This window comes from Streptomyces sp. NPDC059355, assembly GCF_042752335.1.
Classification (GTDB): Bacteria; Actinomycetota; Actinomycetes; order Streptomycetales; family Streptomycetaceae; genus Streptomyces.
Genome location: NZ_JBHYXN010000021.1, coordinates 119783 through 137723, shown reverse-complemented (window position 1 = coordinate 137723; position 17941 = coordinate 119783). Strand labels below are relative to the sequence as shown.

The 17941-nt window shown below is 71.8% G+C and carries 18 protein-coding genes; 10 read left to right on the top strand and 8 right to left on the bottom strand.

The features are described from left to right. Positions 1–105: 105 nt before the first annotated feature. Positions 106–474, top strand: coding sequence for a cytidine deaminase (locus ACFXGI_RS21340; protein WP_372481468.1), 369 nt, complete (start codon positions 106–108; stop codon positions 472–474). 17 nt (positions 475–491) lie between these two features. Here the strand turns inward: ACFXGI_RS21340 and ACFXGI_RS21335 are convergent, their stop codons facing one another. Continuing rightward, positions 492–1808: an MFS transporter gene (locus tag ACFXGI_RS21335; protein ID WP_384708803.1), complete on the bottom strand. Its 1317-nt coding sequence runs from the start codon at positions 1806–1808 to the stop codon at positions 492–494. A 71-nt stretch (positions 1809–1879) separates the two neighbouring features. Between ACFXGI_RS21335 and ACFXGI_RS21330 the strand changes: the two genes are divergently transcribed. The 3 genes from ACFXGI_RS21330 (at position 1880) to era (ending at position 5436) form a co-directional block, all read left to right on the top strand. Next, the gene (locus tag ACFXGI_RS21330) at positions 1880–2872 is read left to right on the top strand and encodes a GlxA family transcriptional regulator (RefSeq protein WP_384708800.1); all 993 of its coding nucleotides are present in this window, start codon (positions 1880–1882) and stop codon (positions 2870–2872) included. A 130-nt stretch (positions 2873–3002) separates the two neighbouring features. Next, positions 3003–4316, top strand: coding sequence for a beta-xylosidase (locus ACFXGI_RS21325; RefSeq protein WP_384708797.1), 1314 nt, complete (start codon positions 3003–3005; stop codon positions 4314–4316). A 169-nt stretch (positions 4317–4485) separates the two neighbouring features. Then, the gene (era, locus tag ACFXGI_RS21320; protein ID WP_030384631.1) at positions 4486–5436 is read left to right on the top strand and encodes a GTPase Era; all 951 of its coding nucleotides are present in this window, start codon (positions 4486–4488) and stop codon (positions 5434–5436) included. 85 nt (positions 5437–5521) lie between these two features. Here era and ACFXGI_RS21315 read toward each other — a convergent pair whose 3' ends face one another. The 3 genes from ACFXGI_RS21315 to ACFXGI_RS21305 all read right to left on the bottom strand — a co-directional run bounded on the left by ACFXGI_RS21315 (position 5522) and on the right by ACFXGI_RS21305 (position 7626). Beyond that, complete coding sequence (locus tag ACFXGI_RS21315) at positions 5522–6187, bottom strand: SAM-dependent methyltransferase (RefSeq protein ID WP_384708794.1); 666 nt, start codon at positions 6185–6187, stop codon at positions 5522–5524. A gap of 94 nt (positions 6188–6281) precedes the next feature. Next, complete coding sequence (locus tag ACFXGI_RS21310; protein ID WP_030862502.1) at positions 6282–6551, bottom strand: protealysin inhibitor emfourin; 270 nt, start codon at positions 6549–6551, stop codon at positions 6282–6284. 10 nt (positions 6552–6561) lie between these two features. Then, positions 6562–7626, bottom strand: a complete 1065-nt coding sequence (locus ACFXGI_RS21305) for a M4 family metallopeptidase (RefSeq protein ID WP_384708791.1) — start codon at positions 7624–7626, stop codon at positions 6562–6564. Positions 7627–7991: 365 nt separating this feature from the next. On the opposite strand from ACFXGI_RS21305, the gene leuA reads away from it, so the two are divergent. Next, a complete protein-coding gene (leuA, locus tag ACFXGI_RS21300) occupies positions 7992–9755 on the top strand; it encodes a 2-isopropylmalate synthase (protein WP_384708788.1) in 1764 nt (587 codons plus the stop codon). A gap of 61 nt (positions 9756–9816) precedes the next feature. On the opposite strand, the gene ACFXGI_RS21295 is transcribed toward leuA, so the two are convergent. After that, positions 9817–10575, bottom strand: coding sequence for an SDR family NAD(P)-dependent oxidoreductase (locus tag ACFXGI_RS21295; protein ID WP_384708785.1), 759 nt, complete (start codon positions 10573–10575; stop codon positions 9817–9819). A gap of 160 nt (positions 10576–10735) precedes the next feature. On the opposite strand from ACFXGI_RS21295, the gene ACFXGI_RS21290 reads away from it, so the two are divergent. The 5 genes from ACFXGI_RS21290 to ACFXGI_RS21270 all read left to right on the top strand — a co-directional run bounded on the left by ACFXGI_RS21290 (position 10736) and on the right by ACFXGI_RS21270 (position 15716). Next, on the top strand, positions 10736–11431 hold the full coding sequence (locus tag ACFXGI_RS21290; RefSeq protein WP_030862512.1) for a TerB family tellurite resistance protein: 696 nt from the start codon (positions 10736–10738) through the stop codon (positions 11429–11431). Positions 11432–11917: 486 nt separating this feature from the next. Beyond that, the gene (locus ACFXGI_RS21285) at positions 11918–13462 is read left to right on the top strand and encodes a nucleobase:cation symporter-2 family protein (RefSeq protein WP_384708782.1); all 1545 of its coding nucleotides are present in this window, start codon (positions 11918–11920) and stop codon (positions 13460–13462) included. Between the two features lie 84 nt (positions 13463–13546). Continuing rightward, a complete protein-coding gene (gene recO / locus ACFXGI_RS21280; protein ID WP_030862522.1) occupies positions 13547–14293 on the top strand; it encodes a DNA repair protein RecO in 747 nt (248 codons plus the stop codon). A gap of 11 nt (positions 14294–14304) precedes the next feature. Further along, positions 14305–15129: an isoprenyl transferase gene (locus ACFXGI_RS21275; protein WP_384708779.1), complete on the top strand. Its 825-nt coding sequence runs from the start codon at positions 14305–14307 to the stop codon at positions 15127–15129. Between the two features lie 56 nt (positions 15130–15185). Further along, complete coding sequence (locus ACFXGI_RS21270) at positions 15186–15716, top strand: hypothetical protein (RefSeq protein ID WP_384708776.1); 531 nt, start codon at positions 15186–15188, stop codon at positions 15714–15716. A gap of 9 nt (positions 15717–15725) precedes the next feature. Here ACFXGI_RS21270 and ACFXGI_RS21265 read toward each other — a convergent pair whose 3' ends face one another. The 3 genes from ACFXGI_RS21265 to ACFXGI_RS21255 all read right to left on the bottom strand — a co-directional run bounded on the left by ACFXGI_RS21265 (position 15726) and on the right by ACFXGI_RS21255 (position 17935). After that, positions 15726–16160, bottom strand: coding sequence for a Fur family transcriptional regulator (locus ACFXGI_RS21265; protein WP_099892502.1), 435 nt, complete (start codon positions 16158–16160; stop codon positions 15726–15728). 117 nt (positions 16161–16277) lie between these two features. Then, positions 16278–17144, bottom strand: coding sequence for a metal ABC transporter permease (locus ACFXGI_RS21260; protein ID WP_030862537.1), 867 nt, complete (start codon positions 17142–17144; stop codon positions 16278–16280). Beyond that, complete coding sequence (locus tag ACFXGI_RS21255; protein WP_384708772.1) at positions 17144–17935, bottom strand: metal ABC transporter ATP-binding protein; 792 nt, start codon at positions 17933–17935, stop codon at positions 17144–17146. Before ACFXGI_RS21255 ends, ACFXGI_RS21260 begins: the two co-directional genes overlap by 1 nt. Positions 17936–17941 lie beyond the last annotated feature (6 nt).

The following is a 17941-nucleotide window of genomic DNA, read 5'->3' as shown; positions in this document are numbered from 1 at the left end:
CCCACCCCCCAACCCCCGTGTTCAACATGTGGGGGGGGCGTGTTTTTTTTTACCTCCCCCGGCGGGGGGGGGGCCCCGCCGGCCCCCCCCGCCGAGACGCTCCCTATGCTTTCGCCCATGACCGACAGCACCGGGATCAACCCCGAGGACAGCAAGATCATCACGCTGGCGCGCAGCGCCCGGGCCCGCAACGGGGTGCCCGAGGGTGCGGCGGTACGGGACGAGACGGGTCGCACGTATGTCGCCGGGACGGTGGAGCTGGACTCCCTGAAGCTGAGCGCGCTGCAGACGGCGGTCGCGATGGCGGTGGCGAGCGGGGCCGAGTCCCTGGAGGCCGCGGCCGTGGTCAGTTCGGCGGAGGCGGTGGCCGACGCCGACCGCGCGGCGGTCCGCGACCTCGGCGGCGCGGCCACCCCGGTCCTGCTGGCCGGCCCGGACGGCACCCTCAAGTCCACGACCCCGGCAGGCGCCTGACCCCGTGGCCGCCCCGCTCACGCCGTGAGGGCGGCGGGGCGGCGGCGGATCACCATCGCCATCAGCGCGGCCATCGCGCACAGCGCGCCCGAGGCGTACCAGACCAGGTCGTACGAGCCGAAGGCGTCGCGGGCCAGGCCGCCCAGGAAGGCCACCGCCGCCGCGCCCACCTGGTGCGAGGCCAGGACCCAGCCGAAGACGATCGCGCTGTCCTCCCCGTAGTGCTCGCGGCACAGCGCGATGGTCGGCGGGACGGTCGCGACCCAGTCCAGCCCGTAGAAGATGATGAAGAAGACCATCGGCGGGTGCACGGACGGCGCCAGCAGCATCGGCAGGAACATCAGCGAGATCCCGCGCAGCGCGTAGTACACCGCCAGCAGGCGGCGCGCCTCGAAGCGGTCCGTGAACCAGCCGGAGGCGATGGTGCCGATCACGTCGAACACGCCGATCACCGCGAGCAGCCCCGCGGCCGCCGTCACCGGCATGCCGTGGTCGTGCGCCGCAGGCACGAAGTGGGTCTTGACCAGACCGTTGGTCGAGGCCCCGCAGATCGCGAAGGTGCCCGCCAGCAGCCAGAAGGGGCCGGTCCGGGCAGCCTTGAAGAGCACCGTCACCGCCCGCCGCGCGGCGCCGAGGGCCGGTGCGGGCTTCTCCGCGTACGTGCCCCCGTACGGCGCGAGCCCCACGTCGGCCGGGTGGTCGCGCAGCAGCAGCCAGACGAACGGGGCGACGACGAAGGCCGCCAGCGACACCGTCACGGCCGCCGGACGCCAGCCGTGGTGCACCACCAGCCAGGACAGCAGCGGCAGGAAGACCAGCTGACCGGAGGCCCCCGCCGCGGTGAGGATGCCGGTGACGAGTCCGCGCCGGGCGGTGAACCAGCGGTTGGTCACCGTCGCCGCGAAGGCCAGCGCCATGGAACCGCTGCCCAGGCCCACCAGCACGCCCCAGAACAGCACCAGCTGCCAGGACGCCGTCATCCACAGGGTGGCCACCGTGCCGCCGGATATGACGAGCAGGGCCAGGGCCACCACCCTGCGGATGCCGAAGCGGTCCATCAGCGCGGCGGCGAAGGGTGCGGTGAGCCCGTACAGCGCGAGGTTCACCGAGACGGCGAAGCCGATCGTGCCGCGCGACCAGTCGAACTCCTCGTGCAGCGGCTCGATGAGCAGTCCGGGCAGGGAGGCGAAGGCGGCGACGCCGATGATCGTCACGAACGCGACGGCCGCCACGAACCAGGCGCGGTGGAGGCGCCCGCCGGCCGCCGGGGCCGGGGCCGGGCTCGGGGGAGTGGGGGCGGGAGCGGGCTGGGGATTGGGGGCTGTCTGCGTCACGCAGACAGCTTCCGGCCGGAAGGGCCCCGTACGACAGTGGCCTGACCGACACCCTTCGATACGATTGGGCCATGGCCCCTCACCGTGTCGTCGTCCTCGCACTCACCGGGCTGCTGCCCTTCGAGCTCGGCATCCCGCACCGGATCTTCGGCCGCGCCAAGGATCCCGCCGGAGCGCCGCTGTACGAGATCCTCACCTGCGCCCTCACCCCCGGGCCGGTGCGCACGGACGCCGATTTCGCGGTCCACGTGGAGCACGGCCCCGAGCTGCTGGCCACCGCCGACACGGTGGTGGTGCCCGCCTCGTACGAGCTGGGGCCGGTGTACGAGGAGGGGCGGCTGACCGACGGGCTCGCGGCGGCGCTCGCCCGCATCCGGCCCGGGACGCGGCTCGTCTCCATCTGCACGGGCGGGTACGTGCTGGCCGCCGCCGGTTTCCTGGACGGCCGCCCGGCCACCACCCACTGGGCGCACGCCGAGCACTTCCAGCGGCTCTTCCCTGCCGTACGCGTGGACGCCGGCGTGCTCTACACCGACGACGGGGACGTGCTGACCTCGGCGGGGGTCGCCGCCGGCATCGACCTGTGCCTGCACATCGTGCGCCGCGACCACGGGGCCGCCGTCGCCAACGACGTGGCCCGGCGGACCGTCGTACCGCCCCACCGGGACGGCGGGCAGGCCCAGTTCATCGACCGGCCGGTGCCGCGGCCGCAGCTGGCCAGTACGGCGGCGGCCCGCGCCTGGGTGCTGGACCGGCTGCACGAGCCGGTGCGGCTGGTCGACCTGGCCCGCCAGGAGGCCATGTCGGTACGGACGTTCACGCGCCGGTTCCGGGAGGAGTCGGGGGTCAGCCCCGGCGAGTGGATCGTCGGGCAGCGCGTGGAGCGGGCCCGGTGGCTGCTGGAGCGGACCGACCTGCCGATGGAACAGGTGGCGCGCGAGACGGGGTTCGGGACGGCGCAGTCGCTGCGCAAGCACGTGCAGGCGGCGCTGGGGGTGAGCCCGACGGCGTATCGGCGCACCTTCCGCGCGGCCGGCGGGCAGGGGGAGCCTGTCATCTCCTGATGGGCCATCAGTTGATGCCGGGTCCGCGCATTGACTTCTCCCGCCGCCCGCTCGTGAATGGCCCCCTGTCGGCGCGAGGGAACCCAGGGGGCGGGCCGTGCGAACACGGGCGGGCAGCAGGAGATGGTCGGTGGCCGTCGGCGTGGCCGCGCTCGCGGCGACGACCGGGGGCGCGCTGAGCCCGCCCGCCGCGGCGGAGGGGGAGGCCCCGTCCGGGCAGGTGGAGTTCCCGACGCACTGCGCGGCGCCGCCACAGGCGGGTCTGCCGCCCGCGGACGGGCCGACCACGGCCCGGATCACCGTGGACGACCCGGCCCCGAAGGTCGGCGACACGGTGACCGTCACCTACCAGGTGGCCCGCACTCCTGCCGTGAACCCGATGGGCGCCGGACTCCCGGCCGATGTGCTGACCCCGGCGGGGCGGATCGTGCTGGGGGGTGCGCAGAGCGGTGAGGTCACCGTCGTGGGGGTGAAGCGGAACGATCCCGTCGAGGCGGGGGCGGGGCTGCCGGCCGTCACCATGACCGGCACGTTCACCGTCACCGGAGCCGGCGGGATCACATTGGCCCCGGGCGGCTATACGCTGCACACCGGCTACATGGTGGACCTGGACACCACCTGCGCCGTGGTCGGGGCACCGGTGTCGGAACGGCTCACCGCGAGCCCTCCCCCGGCTACCGCCGGGGGGACCCCCACCCGGGCCAACCTGCGGTCGGTCGCGCTCGGCACGGCGTACGGGAAACCCGGCGCCGAGGTCAAGGTCACCGGCGCCGGCTTCGCCCCGGGCGCGGCCGTGACGGTGGCCGGCCGCGCGGGCGCCGCCGAGACCGCGGACCGGGTGGCGGCTACGGCGGACGAACGGGGCGAGATCCTCGTGCAGCTGCCGGTCACCGACAGGGCGACGACGGCGGTGGTGGCGTACGAGGGCGCGGCGTGGTCGGCGCGACGGGGCTCGGGCCCGGCGGCGTACACGGTGGTCGCGGCGGCCCCGACCGCGACCCAGAGGGTGTCGGCGGTGGTCGGGCCGGGCGCGCTGTCGATGACCCAGGCGGGCGAGTCGATCACGCTGGGCGGCATCTCGTACGGGCAGGGCGGCGCGGCCCCCGGCCGGATCGGGACGGTCACGGTCACGGACGCCCGGGGCGGACCGGCGGGATGGACGCTGAGCGGCAAGATCACGGAGTTCACGGGGCCGGACGGGGTCCGGATCCCGGGCGCCTCGCTGAGCTGGACCCCGAGGTGCACGGTGGCGCCGGGCGGCGCGGGCCGGTGTGTGGCCGGCGGCGCCGGGGTGGTCGGGCCGCAGGGGGCGGTGCTGGCGTCGGCGCCGGACGCCGCGCAGGCGGGCGGGACCTTCACCATCGACGCGACCGTCACCCTCCGGGTGCCCCCGTACACCCCGCCGGGCGCGTACCGGGCGGTCCTGACCCTGACCCTCTCGTGAGCCCGACGGGCCGGGGCCGCGGTGCCCGCCGAGGCCGCGGAGGCCTTCGCCCGGGCCGCCCCGGCCGCGCCGTCAGGCCCCGGCCGGCGGCCGTTTCGGCCCTCGCCGCCGCCCTCCTCGCGGCGGGCTTGAGGCGGGCTGGTCGGCGCCGGGACCCGCATCGGGGAGAATGGCCCGTATGAGCGATCGTTCCCCCGAGTCCACCGCCCCGCACCGTGCGGGCTTCGCCTGCTTCGTCGGCCGCCCCAACGCGGGGAAGTCGACCCTGACCAACGCACTCGTGGGCACCAAGGTCGCGATCACCTCCAACCGGCCGCAGACCACCCGCCACACCGTCCGCGGCATCGTGCACCGCCCCGACGCCCAGCTCGTACTGGTCGACACGCCCGGTCTGCACAAGCCGCGCACCCTGCTCGGCGAGCGGCTGAACGACGTCGTGCGGACCACGTGGGCCGAGGTCGACGTGATCGGCTTCTGCCTGCCGGCCGACCAGAAGCTCGGCCCCGGTGACAAGTTCATCGCCAAGGAGCTCGCGGGGATCAAGAAGACCCCCAAGATCGCCATCATCACCAAGACCGACCTGGTCGAGTCCAAGCAGCTGGCCGAGCAGCTCCTCGCCGTGCACCAGCTCGGCGCCGAGCTCGGCTTCGAGTGGGCCGAGATCGTCCCCGTCTCGGCGGTCGGCGACACCCAGGTCCAGCTGCTGGCCGACCTGATCGCGCCGCTGCTGCCGGAGAGCCCGCCGCTGTACCCGGAGGGCGACCTCACCGACGAGCCCGAGATGGTGATGGTCGCGGAGCTGATCCGCGAGGCCGCGCTGGAAGGCGTACGGGACGAGCTCCCGCACTCCATCGCCGTCGTGGTCGAGGAGATGATCCCCCGGGAGAACCGCCCGGCGGACCGCCCGCTGCTGGACATCCACGCGAACGTCTACATCGAGCGCCCCAGCCAGAAGGGCATCATCATCGGCCCGAAGGGCTCCCGGCTGAAGGAGGTCGGGATGAAGTCGCGCAAGCACATCGAGGCGCTGCTCGGCACCCCGGTCTTCCTCGACCTGCACGTCAAGGTCGCGAAGGACTGGCAGCGCGACCCCAAGCAGCTGCGCAAGCTGGGCTTCTGAGGCGCTCGGCCGAACCGCACGACGACGGACGGACGCGGCCCCCCGTGCGGGGGCCGCGTCCGTCCGTCGTCGTGGTGTCGGGCCGCTACGCGGGCCGGCGTACCCGCACCACGTTGTCCGTACGGTGCCCCGGCGTGCCGTCGGGCTTCGCCTGGACCCGCTCGGTCTCCTCGGCCCGCAGCACCTCCCAGCCCGCCGTGACCGGCTCCAGCTGCGCGAGGACCTCCTCGGGCGTGGGGAAGTGCGCCTCCTCCCGGTCCTCCTGCCACGGCGCCCATCCCGCGTGGCCGACCACCAGCAGGGTGCCTCCGGGGGCCACGGCCGCGGAGGCCCTGCGCAGGACGGCGTCACGCGGGAAGTCGCCGTAGTTGTGCAGGAAGCAGGCCGAGACGAGGTCGAACTCCCCCTGCGGGAAGGACTCCGTCAGATCGTGCCGCGCGAAGGAGAGCCGGTCCGCGACCCCCGCGTCCGCCGCGTGCCCGGCCGCCCGGCCGAGGGCGACCCCGGAGATGTCGGTGCCGGTGACGGTCCACCCGCGGCGGGCCAGCCAGACGGCGTCGCCGCCCTCCCCGCAGCCGAGGTCCAGGGCCCGCCCCGGGGCGAGGCCGGACACCTCGCGCACCAGCATGGCGTTGGCCTCGCCGCTCCAGATCCGGTCGCTCTCCGCGTAGCGGCCGTCCCAGAACTCCTCTCCCGCCGGGGGTCCGGACGCCGGGGGGTGCTGCGTGTGCGTGTGCGCGTGCTCGGTCATGGGTTCCTCTTCCCGTACGGGTGCCGGTACGGCCGATGCTCCGCCGCTGCCGCCCGCCCGGGCAAACCCTGTTGCCGTTCCGGCAACACGCCGCTCAGGCGCCCTCCTTGAGCAGCCGGGAGATCAGCGTCCGCTGAGCCTCCGACAGGTTCGGCTCCCGGCAGGAGACGGTCCGGTCGTCGACGGTGATCCGGTACGAGAACCCGTCCCGCACCCGGTCCGACCCGGGGGCGGGCGGGACGGGCCGCAGCGCCAGCCGGGCCAGGGCCCGCCACTCGTCCTCGTCGGGCCGGCCCGAGGTGTCCACCTCGGCCCGGCGCTCGATGCCCGCGAAGCCGCCCGTCCGCACCACCAGAATCCGCATGTCGTGCCTCCTACCCCAGGCCGACCGCCGACCACGCCTTCTGGAGGGCCTGGTGCTCCGCGCCGCCGTCCCCGTACAGGCTCACCGCAGCGGCGACCGACAGCCGGGCGAAGTCCTTGAAGTCCGCGTCCGAGGCCAGCTCGCCGCCCGTCAGCGTGGCGTACCAGATCCGCCCGGCCCGCTCCCACGCCTTGCCGCCGAGCTCGGTCGCCAGCAGGTAGAAGGCGTGGTTCGGGATGCCCGAGTTGATGTGCACCCCGCCGTTGTCCTGCGAGGTCCTCACGTAGTCGTCCATCGTCGCCGGCTGCGGGTCCTTGCCGAGCTCGTCGTCGTCGTACGCCGTCCCCGGCGCCTTCATCGAGCGCAGTGCGACCCCGCTGACGTTCGGTCCCAGCAGGCCTGCGCCGATCAGCCAGTCCGCGTCCTGGGCCGTCTGGTCCAGCGAGTACTGCTTGATCAGCGAGCCGAAGACGTCCGACATCGACTCGTTCAGCGCGCCCGACTGCCCGTGGTACTCGAGGTTCGCCGTGTACTGGGTGACCCCGTGCGTGAGCTCGTGACCGATGACGTCGATCGACACGGTGAAGTCGAGGAAGATGTCCCCGTCCCCGTCGCCGAACACCATCTGCTGTCCGTCCCAGAAGGCGTTGTTGTAGTCATGGCCGTAGTGCACGCTCGCGTCAAGGGCCAGCCCGGAGTCGTCGATCGAGTGCCGTCCGAAGCCCTTCAGGAACAGCTCGTACGTGGCGCCGAGCCCGGCGTACGCGCGGTTGACGGTGGCGTCGCCGGTGGGCTCGGCACCCTCCCCGCGCACCTTCTTCCCGGGCAGCCGGGTGCGGTGCTGGGCGTCGTAGACGGTCCGGCGGGGCTCGTCGGAGACGGGCGTCCCCACGGCGGGGGCGATGCCGCGCAGGGTGGTGACGCTGCGCCGGGTGCGCAGCAGGGCGTCCTGTTCGAGGGTGCGCCGGGCGGCGTCGGCGCGCCGGAGCTCCTCGGACTGGGCGATCTTGTCGAGCAGGTGGGGCGGGACCACCGTGCAGAAGACGGGGTGGCGGGAAACGTGGGAGGCGTCCATCCCGGCAATGTGGCAGCGAGTCATCGCGGTGTCACTACCCGCAACCATGATTCATTCGGTTGTCTGAAAGTGGTAACGCCGCGTTGACGGATCGACCGGACCTGTATCGACAGGAAGCGACGTAGCTCACATTTGGTATAAATCGGACAGGGCGGTCCCGCATACTGAAACAGGTCCTCGCGTTACGGCGCGGCTCGGTTAGGCTCGGTCCATCATGCGTTTCGGGCTGCTTCTCCTTAGCTGCCGCGGCGAGGGTCTGTAGTCGTAGGCCGACCCCCTCCCCGCGGAGTTTGGTGTTGCGGTTTTTACGACCGCCGTCGGCCGTTCCAGCGAACTACACGCGGACACGCGAGGAGCCCAACGCCATGAGCCAGCAGCCTTTTGTCGGTCGCCCCACGCCCATCACCAACGCGACCCACTCCCAGAAGACCTCCGGGATGCCGATCCACAAGTACGGCCGGTACGAGCAGGTCGACATCGCGGACCGCACCTGGCCGGACGCCCGTGTGACCAAGGCCCCCCGCTGGCTCTCCACCGACCTGCGCGACGGCAACCAGTCGCTGATCGACCCGATGACCCCCGCCCGCAAGCGCGAGATGTTCGACCTGCTGGTGCGCATGGGCTACAAGGAGATCGAGGTCGGCTTCCCCTCCTCCGGCGAGACCGACTTCGCCTTCGTGCGCTCCATCATCGAAGAGGGCGCGATCCCGGACGACGTCACGATCTCCGTACTGACCCAGGCCCGCGAGGACCTGATCGAGCGGACCGTCGAGTCGCTGGTCGGCGCCAAGCGCGCCACCGTGCACCTGTACAACGCGACCGCTCCCACCTTCCGCCGCGTGGTCTTCCGCGGCTCCAAGGAGCAGATCAAGCAGATCGCCGTCGACGGCACCCGCCTGGTCATGGAGTACGCCGAGAAGCTGCTGGGCCCGGAGACCACCTTCGGCTACCAGTACAGCCCGGAGATCTTCACCGACACCGAGCTGGACTTCGCCCTGGAGGTCTGCGAGGCCGTCTGTGACGTCTGGCAGCCGTCCGAGGGCCGCGAGATCATCCTGAATCTGCCCGCCACCGTCGAGCGTTCGACGCCGTCCACGCACGCGGACCGCTTCGAGTGGATGGCCCGCAACCTGACCCGCCGCGAGCACATCTGCATCTCCGTGCACCCGCACAACGACCGCGGCACCGCCGTCGCCGCCGCCGAGCTGGCCCTGATGGCCGGCGCGGACCGCATCGAGGGCTGCCTGTTCGGGCAGGGCGAGCGCACCGGCAACGTCGACCTGATCACGCTGGGCATGAACCTGTTCTCCCAGGGCGTCGACCCGCAGATCGACTTCTCGCAGATCGACGAGATCCGTCGCACCAGCGAGTACTGCAACCAGATGGAGGTCCACCCGCGCCACCCCTACGCGGGCGACCTGGTCTACACCGCCTTCTCCGGCTCCCACCAGGACGCCATCAAGAAGGGCTTCGACGCCATGGAGGCCGACGCGGCCGCCGCCGGCAAGACCGTCGACGACATCGAGTGGGCCGTTCCGTACCTGCCGATCGACCCGAAGGACGTCGGCCGCTCCTACGAGGCGGTCATCCGGGTCAACTCGCAGTCCGGCAAGGGCGGCATCGCGTACGTCCTGAAGAACGACCACAAGCTGGACCTGCCGCGCCGGATGCAGATCGAGTTCTCCCGGATCATCCAGGCCAAGACCGACTCCGAGGGCGGAGAGGTCACTCCGAAGGCGATCTGGTCGGTCTTCGAGGACGAGTACCTGCCCAACCCCGAGAACCCGTGGGGCCGCATCCAGCTGCGCTCCGGTTCGACGGCCACCGACAAGGACGGCACGGACACGCTGACCGTCGAGGCGGTCGTGGACGGTGTGGAGACGGTCCTGGACGGTACCGGCAACGGTCCGATCTCGGCCTTCTTCGACGCGCTGGCCGGTATCGGGATCGACGCCCGCCTGCTGGACTACACCGAGCACACGATGAGCGAGGGTGCCTCCGCCGTGGCCGCCTCGTACATCGAGTGCGCGATCGACGGCCGCGTCCTGTGGGGCATCGGCATCGACGCCAACACCACCCGCGCCTCTCTGAAGGCGGTCATCTCCGCCGTCAACCGCGCGGGCCGCTGATCCTTCGTACGTGAACCCCGTCCCTCCCTCCGGAGGGGCGGGGTTCCGCCGTTCCCGCCGGTCAGCGGGCCAGGTAGCCGCCGTCCACCGGCAGGATCGCGCCCGTCACGAAGGAGGCCGCGTCGGAGGCCAGGAACGCGATGACCCGGGCCACCTCCTCCGGCTCGCCGAGACGTCCCATCGGATGGGCCGCGGAGACCTCCGCCAGGTACTCGGGGCCGCCCGGCTCGTCCTTCAGCGCCAGCACCCGCTCCGTACGGATGGTGCCGGGGGCCACCGCGTTGACCCGGATCCCGCGCGCCGCCCACTCCACCGCCAGGTGTTTGGTCAGTCCCGAAGCCACGAACTTGGCCGGCCCGTACGCCGCCTGCCGGGCCTGCCCGGCCACCCCGGAGACCGAGGACACGCAGACCAGCGCCCCGCCGGGCCGCTCCTGGGCGGTCATCGCCTCGATGGCGTACTTGCAGGTCAAGAACATGCCCCGGCCGTCGATCGCCATGACCCGGTCCCAGTCCTCGGGGCTGGTCTCGTTCACGTCCGAAAGAGGGAGCACCCCGGCGTTCGCCACGGCGACGTCGAGCCTTCCGTACGCCTCCACGGCCGCGTCGACCATCGCCCGATTGGCCTCCGGATCGGCTACGTCACCCGCCACGACGGTGATGGCGATGCCCTCGGCGGCCAGATCCGTACGCAGTTCCTCGACCCCGGGGCCATTGATGTCGGCCGCGGTGACCCGGGCCCCGGAGCGGGCCAGCAAAAGGGCGGTGGCCTTGCCGATGCCGCTCGCGGCACCCGTCACCAGACAGGACTTCTCGTTCACGCGGCAGAGCGTAGAGAAAAACGGAGGCGGGCGGGGGCGCAGTTCGGCCAAGTCCCCTGAGTGGCGCAGGTTGTCTTGTCACACGACTGACGGATCCTCACCGATGTGGCTAACATCACGCCAAACCGGCGATGCTGCCGGAAGGTGACGGAGGTGCGACGTGCTGCCAGTTCGGGGTGGGGACGGCCGGAAGCTGACGGTCTGGGGCATCCGTACCACCTGGAGCACCGTGGGCGACGGGGAGTTCTTCTGCCCCGACTGCGGTGGCGACCGCAACTACCGCCGGCGCACCGGGCGCCGCCGGTTCACGGTCCTCGGCGTCCCGCTGCTGCCGCGCGGAGCGGCCGGGCCCGTCATCGAGTGCCAGGGCTGCCGGGAGCGCTTCGACACCGAGGTGCTCGACCACCTGACCACCACCCGCTTCTCGGCGATGCTGCGCGACGCCGTGCACACCGTGACGCTGGCGGTGCTCGCGGCCGGCGGGACCACCTCGCGCGGGGCGCTGGAGGCCGCCGTGTCGGCCGTACGGGCGGCGGGCTTCCAGGACTGCACGGAGGAGCAGCTGGAGTCCCTGGTGGAGGCACTGGCCACCGACGAGGGCCGGCTCGGGCTGTACGACGTACCCGAGTGCTGCGGCGCCGCGCTGGCCATAGAGCTCCACGAGGCCCTGGAACCGCTGGCTCCGCATCTCGCCGGGCCCGGGCGAGAATCGATCCTGCTCCAAGGCGCGCGGATCGCCCTCGCGGACGGCCCGTACATCCCGGCCGAGCGGGAAGTGCTCGCCACGGTGGGCGCCGCCCTGCGGATCGCCTCGGAGGACGTGTCCCGTCTGCTGTCGGCGGTCCGGGCGCCGTAACCCTGACCGAAACGGCCTCGGTACGGGCTCGGTTCGGCCTCGGTACGGGCTCGTCAGGCCTTCGGCGGGGTAACGATCCGGCCTCGTGCGACTGAATCCGCCCCCCTTCACGCTCCGCGTGAAGGGGGGATTCGTGCGTTCCGGCCTCGACCGTCCACCCCTTGGACACCCGGACGGAGCCGTGACCTGCACGTACGGGTTTCGCGGCCGCCGGCATTACGCCCCTGCGGAGACATCCGCCAGTGGAGATACCCACAGACCTGACGCCCCCAGACGTCAACACTTTGTGGAAGTCCACGATATCTGTGAGCACCCCCACAGGCGTTCAATTCCGGTCACACGACGAGACGCCGCCGGTAACACAGCGGGGCTTCGATTCACGTGAACGCACTGACAACCCTGGCGAACAAACGGGTTAGCGGCCCACTTCGCCCAGGGATAACCAGATTCCTCTCGTTTACCTACCTCTTGAAGGGCAAGGCAGAGATGGCACGTGTCGCCGCCCGGTTCTCCGTCAGCGGAGAGCCCAGTACGCACCCGGTCGACGAGGTGCTCCCCCTCCCCAAGCTGGCGCTGTACGGCTTCCAGCACGTACTCGCGTTCTACGCCGGCGCGGTGATCGTCCCGATCATCGTGGGCGGCGCCCTCGGCCTGACCACCGAGCAGCTGGTCTACCTGATCAACGCCGACCTGTTCACCTGCGGCATCGCCTCGATCATCCAGGCGTGGGGCATCGGCCGGATCGGCGCCCGCCTGCCGCTGATCCAGGGCGTCACCTTCACCGCGGTCTCCCCGATGATCGCCATCGGGCTCGGAGCGGGCGGCGGTACGGCGGGCCTGCTCGTCATCTACGGCGCGGTGATCACGGCCGGCATCGCGACCTTCGCCTTCGCCTGGCTGCCCCCCAAGGCCTTCCGTACGGTCATGAGGCTCTTCCCGCCGGTCGTCACCGGCACGGTGATCACCGTCCTCGGCATCGTGCTGATCCCCGTCGGCCTCAACGACGCCGCGGGCGGCCTCGGCAGCCCCGACTTCGGCGACCCGAAGAACTTCGCCTACGCCGGCGGCACGATGCTCTTCATCCTCGTCCTGATGAAGCTCGGCAAGCCCTTCCTCTCCAGCATCTCCATCCTGATCGGCCTGGTCGGCGGCACCACCGTCGCCTTCCTGCTCGGCGACGCCAAGTTCGGCGACGTGAGCAACTCGGACTGGATCGGCATCACCACCCCGTTCCACTACGGGGCCCCGAAGTTCGCCTGGTTCCCGATCCTGCTGATGCTCATCGTCATGCTGATCACCATGGTCGAGACGACCGGCGACACGTACGCCGTCGGCGACATCGTCGGCAAGGAGATCGACAGCGAGACCGTGGCCCGCGCCCTGCGCGCCGACGGAGCCGCGACCGCCCTCGGCGGTGTCCTGAACTCCTTCCCGTACGTGGCCTTCGCCGAGAACGTCGGCCTGGTCCGCATGACCAAGGTCAAGAGCCGCTTCGTCGTGGTCGCCGCGGGCGTCTTCATGATCGTGCTCGGGCTGATCCCGAAGGCCGCCGCGATCGTCGCCGCGGTCCCGCACGGAGTGCTCGGCGGCGCGGCGACGGTGATGTTCGCCATGGTGGCGCTGGCCGGTATCCAGACCCTGGCCAAGGTCGACCTCAAGGAGGAGAAGAACGCGCTGGTCGTGGGCGTCTCCCTGGCCTTCGCGCTGCTGCCGGCGACCGTCCCGGTGCTCTTCAAGGACCACATGGACGCGGACCTGTCCTCGCTCCTCAACAGCGGTGTGACGCTCGGTGCCACCTCCGCGATCGTGCTCAACCTGATCTTCAACGGCCTGGGCAAGAGCGACCCCCACCAGACCTCCCGGGCCGAGCTGCCCGCGCAGTCGTCGGCCGCGCCGGACGCCGTGCCCGAGGCGGAGGCGCCGGGTGAGGCCGAGACGGTGGCCGAGGCGACCGTCGGAGCCGCCGTGGCCGCCACCGCCCCCGGAGCCGGGAAGACGGCCGCGGACGACGGGGCCGCGCCCGCGTCCTGACCCTCCCGAGGGTGAAGGCCCTCCGTCGGGACCCGGTCCTGACGGAGGGCCTTCCGCCGTCCCGGCACAGGCGACAATGGGCGCATGAGTCTGTTCCGCGACGACGGCATCGTGCTGCGCACCCAGAAGCTGGGTGAGGCGGACCGCATCATCACGCTCCTCACCCGGGGCCACGGCCGGGTGCGGGCCGTCGCCCGCGGGGTGCGGCGTACGAAGTCCAAGTTCGGTGCCGGGCTGGAACCTTTCTCCCACGCCGACGTGCAGTTCTTCGCCCGGGGCAGCGAGCTGATCGGCCGCAGCCTCCCGCTCTGCACCCAGACCGAGATCATCGCCCCGTACGGCAACGGCATCGTCACCGACTACGCCCGCTACACCGCCGGCACCGCGATGCTGGAGACCGCCGAGCGGTTCACCGAGAACGAGGGCGAGCCCGCCGTACAGCAGTACCTGCTGCTGATCGGCGCCCTGCGCACGCTCTCGCGCGGCGAGCACGAGCCGAACCTCATCCTCGACGCGTTCCTGCTGCGCTCCCTCGCCGTCAACGGCTACGCGCCCAGTTTCACGGACTGCGCGAAGTGCGGGATCCACGGCCCCAACCGGCACTTCTCGGTCGCCGCGGGCGGAGTCGTCTGCGGGGACTGCCGGGTCGCCGGCAGCGTCGTACCCTCGTCGGAGGCCGTCGCCCTGCTCAGCGCGCTGCTGACGGGCGACTGGGGGCATGCGGACGCCTGCGAGGCGCGGTACGTGCGGGAGGGCAGCGGGCTCGTCTCCGCCTATTTGCACTGGCATCTGGAGCGCGGGCTACGCTCCCTGCGATACGTCGAGAAATAGGAGCTGGGCACATGGTACGACGCGGGATTCTGGGACGCTCTCGCCGGGAGTACAAGGTTCCCGAGCCGCACCCGTCCGGTGAGCGCCCGCCGAGGATCCCCGGCGAGCTCGTCCCGAACCACGTCGCGGTGGTCATGGACGGCAACGGCCGCTGGGCCAAGGAGCGCGGGCTGCCGCGCACCGAGGGCCACAAGGTCGGCGAGGGCGTCGTGCTCGACGTGCTCAAGGGCTGCCTGGAGATGGGCGTCAAGAACCTCTCCCTGTACGCCTTCTCGACGGAGAACTGGAAGCGCTCGCCCGACGAGGTCCGCTTCCTGATGAACTTCAACCGGGACGTCATCCGGCGCCGCCGCGACGAGATGAACGAGCTGGGCATCCGGATCCGCTGGGTCGGCCGTATGCCGAAGATGTGGAAGTCGGTCGTCCAGGAGCTCCAGGTCGCCCAGGAGCAGACCGTCGACAACGACGCGATGACCCTGTACTTCTGCGTGAACTACGGCGGCCGCGCGGAGATCGCGGACGCGGCGCAGGCGATCGCGCGGGACGTGGCCGCGGGCCGGCTGGACCCGTCGAAGGTCAACGAGAAGACCTTCGCGAAGTACATGTACTACCCGGACATGCCGGACGTGGACCTGTTCCTGCGGCCGAGCGGCGAGCAGCGCACCTCCAACTACCTGCTCTGGCAGAGCGCGTACGCCGAGATGGTCTTCCAGGACGTGCTGTGGCCGGACTTCGACCGCCGGAACCTCTGGGCGGCCTGCCTGGAGTACGCCCAGCGCGACCGCCGCTTCGGCGGCGCCGTTCCGAACCAGGCGGAGCCGGGCTCCACGGCCTGATCCGAGGCGGGAAAAGGCGGTCGCGGGGGCCCGGCCGGGGGATAGGGTCCGTTGTCATGGACACGGATGGGGAACAGGTGCCGGTACGGCTCAGCTACCGGATCACCACGGCGGACGTCGCGCAGGCGCTCCGGGCGCGTGACGCCCGGGTGCCCGCGGGGCGCCGCAAGCGGCTGCTGCTGATCGTCTTCGGGGTGCTGCTGCTGGCCTTCGGGGGACTGGCGTCGATGGGCGGCGGGTCCCTCACCCGGCCGCTGTCCGTCCTGGGCGGCGGCGTCCTGCTGCTCGTCCTCACGTTCTTCGGCCCGCAGCTCACGGCGCGGGCCTTCGCGGGGCTGCTGGCGAAGACCGGTGAGACCACGGCGGTGATCGACGGCGCAGGGCTGTGCGTGAGCACCGCCGACACGCAGTCGCGCATCAACTGGGCCGCGCAGCCGATGTACACGGAGACGGCCGACACCTTCGTCACGCTCAGCGTCGCCAAGCGGGCCGTGGCCATGACGATCCTGCCCAAGCGCGGGGCCGAGGACCCGGCGGACGTCGACCGCCTCCGGGCACTCCTCGACCGCAATCTGCAGAAGCTCTAGGGGGAAGCTCTAGGCGGAGGCGGCCGCCGCGCAGTCGGCGCAGGTGCCGAAGATCTCCACCGTGTGGGCCACGTTCACGTAGCCGTGCTCGGCCGCGATGGACTCCGCCCACTTCTCCACCGCCGGGCCCTCCACCTCGACCGCCTTGCCGCACTTGCGGCAGACGAGGTGATGGTGGTGGTCCCCGGTGGAACAGCGCCGGTAGACCGACTCCCCGTCGCTGGTGCGCAGCACGTCGACCTCGCCGGCGTCGGCGAGCGACTGGAGGGTGCGGTACACGGTGGTCAGGCCCACCGAGTCACCGCGGTGCTTGAGCATGTCGTGCAGTTCCTGGGCGCTGCGGAACTCGTCCACCTCGTCCAGCGCCGCGGCGACGGCTGCCCGCTGCCGGGTGGATCGTCCTCGTACTGGCGCGGTATTCATCTCGCCAGGCGCAGTCGCCACCGGTTCCTCCTCGTATCGGCCTCGGCCCATTGTGCCAGGCGGCCGTGCCTCCCAGATCTGCCCAGGGCCTGTCCGGCGGATCACGGCCGGGGCCGACCCTGATCCTCGGGCCGGGCCCTAGACCTTCACATCATCGCGCGTGCAGACCTCTTCGGCGGCGCGGGCCGCGTTCGCACGGCGCCGGGCCAGCGGCGTGGACAGCGCGGTCATCACCATGAAGACGCCGATGGCGAGCAGCACGATGGTGCCGCCGGAGGGGGCGTCGATGTAGTACGTGAGGGTCGTACCGGAGAGCGAGACCAGCACGCCGATCACCATGGCCACCGACAGGGTGGCGGTGAACCCGCGGGTGACGCGCTGCGCCGCCGCGACCGGGATCACCATCATGGCGCTGACCAGCAGCAGACCGACGATCCGCATGGCCACGGTGACGGTGACGGCGGCGGTGACCGCGATCAGCAGGTTCAGGAAGCGCACCGGCAGCCCGGTGACCCGGGCGAACTCCTCGTCCTGGCAGACGGCGAACAGCTGGCGGCGCAACCCGAGGGTGACGGCGATGACGAAGGCCGCGAGGATCACGACCGCGGTGACGTCCTCGGCGGAGACCGTGGTGATCGAGCCGAAGAGATAGCTGGTGAGGTTGGCCGTCGAGCCGCCCGGAGCCAGGTTGATGATCATGACGCCGCCGGCCAGGCCGCCGTAGAAGAGCATGGCGAGCGCGATGTCGCCGCTGGTCTTGCCGCGGGAGCGGATCAGCTCCATGCCGACCGCGCCGATGACCGCGACCAGGGTCGCCATCCACACCGGGCTCGCGTTGAGCAGGAAGCCGAGCGCGACACCGGTCATGGCCACGTGCCCGATGCCGTCGCCCATGACGGCCTGGCGGCGCTGCACGAGGTACGTGCCGATGGCCGGGGCGGTGACGCCGACCAGGACGGCCGCGAGCAGGGCCCGCTGCATGAAGGCGTAGTCGAGGAGGTCCATCAGCTCAGCAGTCCCGTCCGGAGCGGCTCGGCGCCGTGCGCCGCGTGGGGGTGTACGTGGTCGTGGCCGGGCAGGGCGTGCTGCCCCACGGCCTCGGGGGGCGGGCCGTCGTGGACGACGCAGCCGTCGCGCAGGACGACGGCGCGGTCGATCAGCGGCTCCAGCGGGCCCAGCTCGTGCAGGACGAGCAGGACGGTCGAGCCGGCGGCGACCTGCTCGCGCAAGGCGTTCGCGAGGACCTCCTGGTTGGCGAGGTCCACGCCGGCCATCGGCTCGTCCATGATCAGGAGTTCGGGCTCCACGGCGAGCGCCCGCGCGATGAGCACGCGCTGGTGCTGGCCGCCGGAGAGGGCGTTGACTGAGGCGTCGGCGTACTGGCTCATGTCGACGAGGGCCAGGGCCCGCTCGACGGCCGCCCTGTCGGTCTTGCGGAGGATGCCGAAGCGGGAGCGCGCGAGCCGGCCGGAGGAGACGACCTCGCGGACGGTGGCCGGGACCCCGCTGGCGGCGGTGGTGCGCTGCGGCACGTACCCGATGCGCGACCAGGCGCGGAAGCGGTTGAAGTCCGTGCCGAACAGAGCCAGTTCGCCGTCCGAGAGCGGGACCTGTCCCACGATCGCGCGCACGGCCGTGGACTTGCCGGACCCGTTGGCGCCGAGCAGGGCGACGACCTCTCCGCGCCGGACGGTGAGGTCGACCCCGCGCAGCACGGGGCGCGAGCCGAGCGAGGCCGTGGCCCCGCGCAGGGATATGACGGGCTGGTCCGGTGCCTCCGCGGGCTGGGACTCCATGGCACG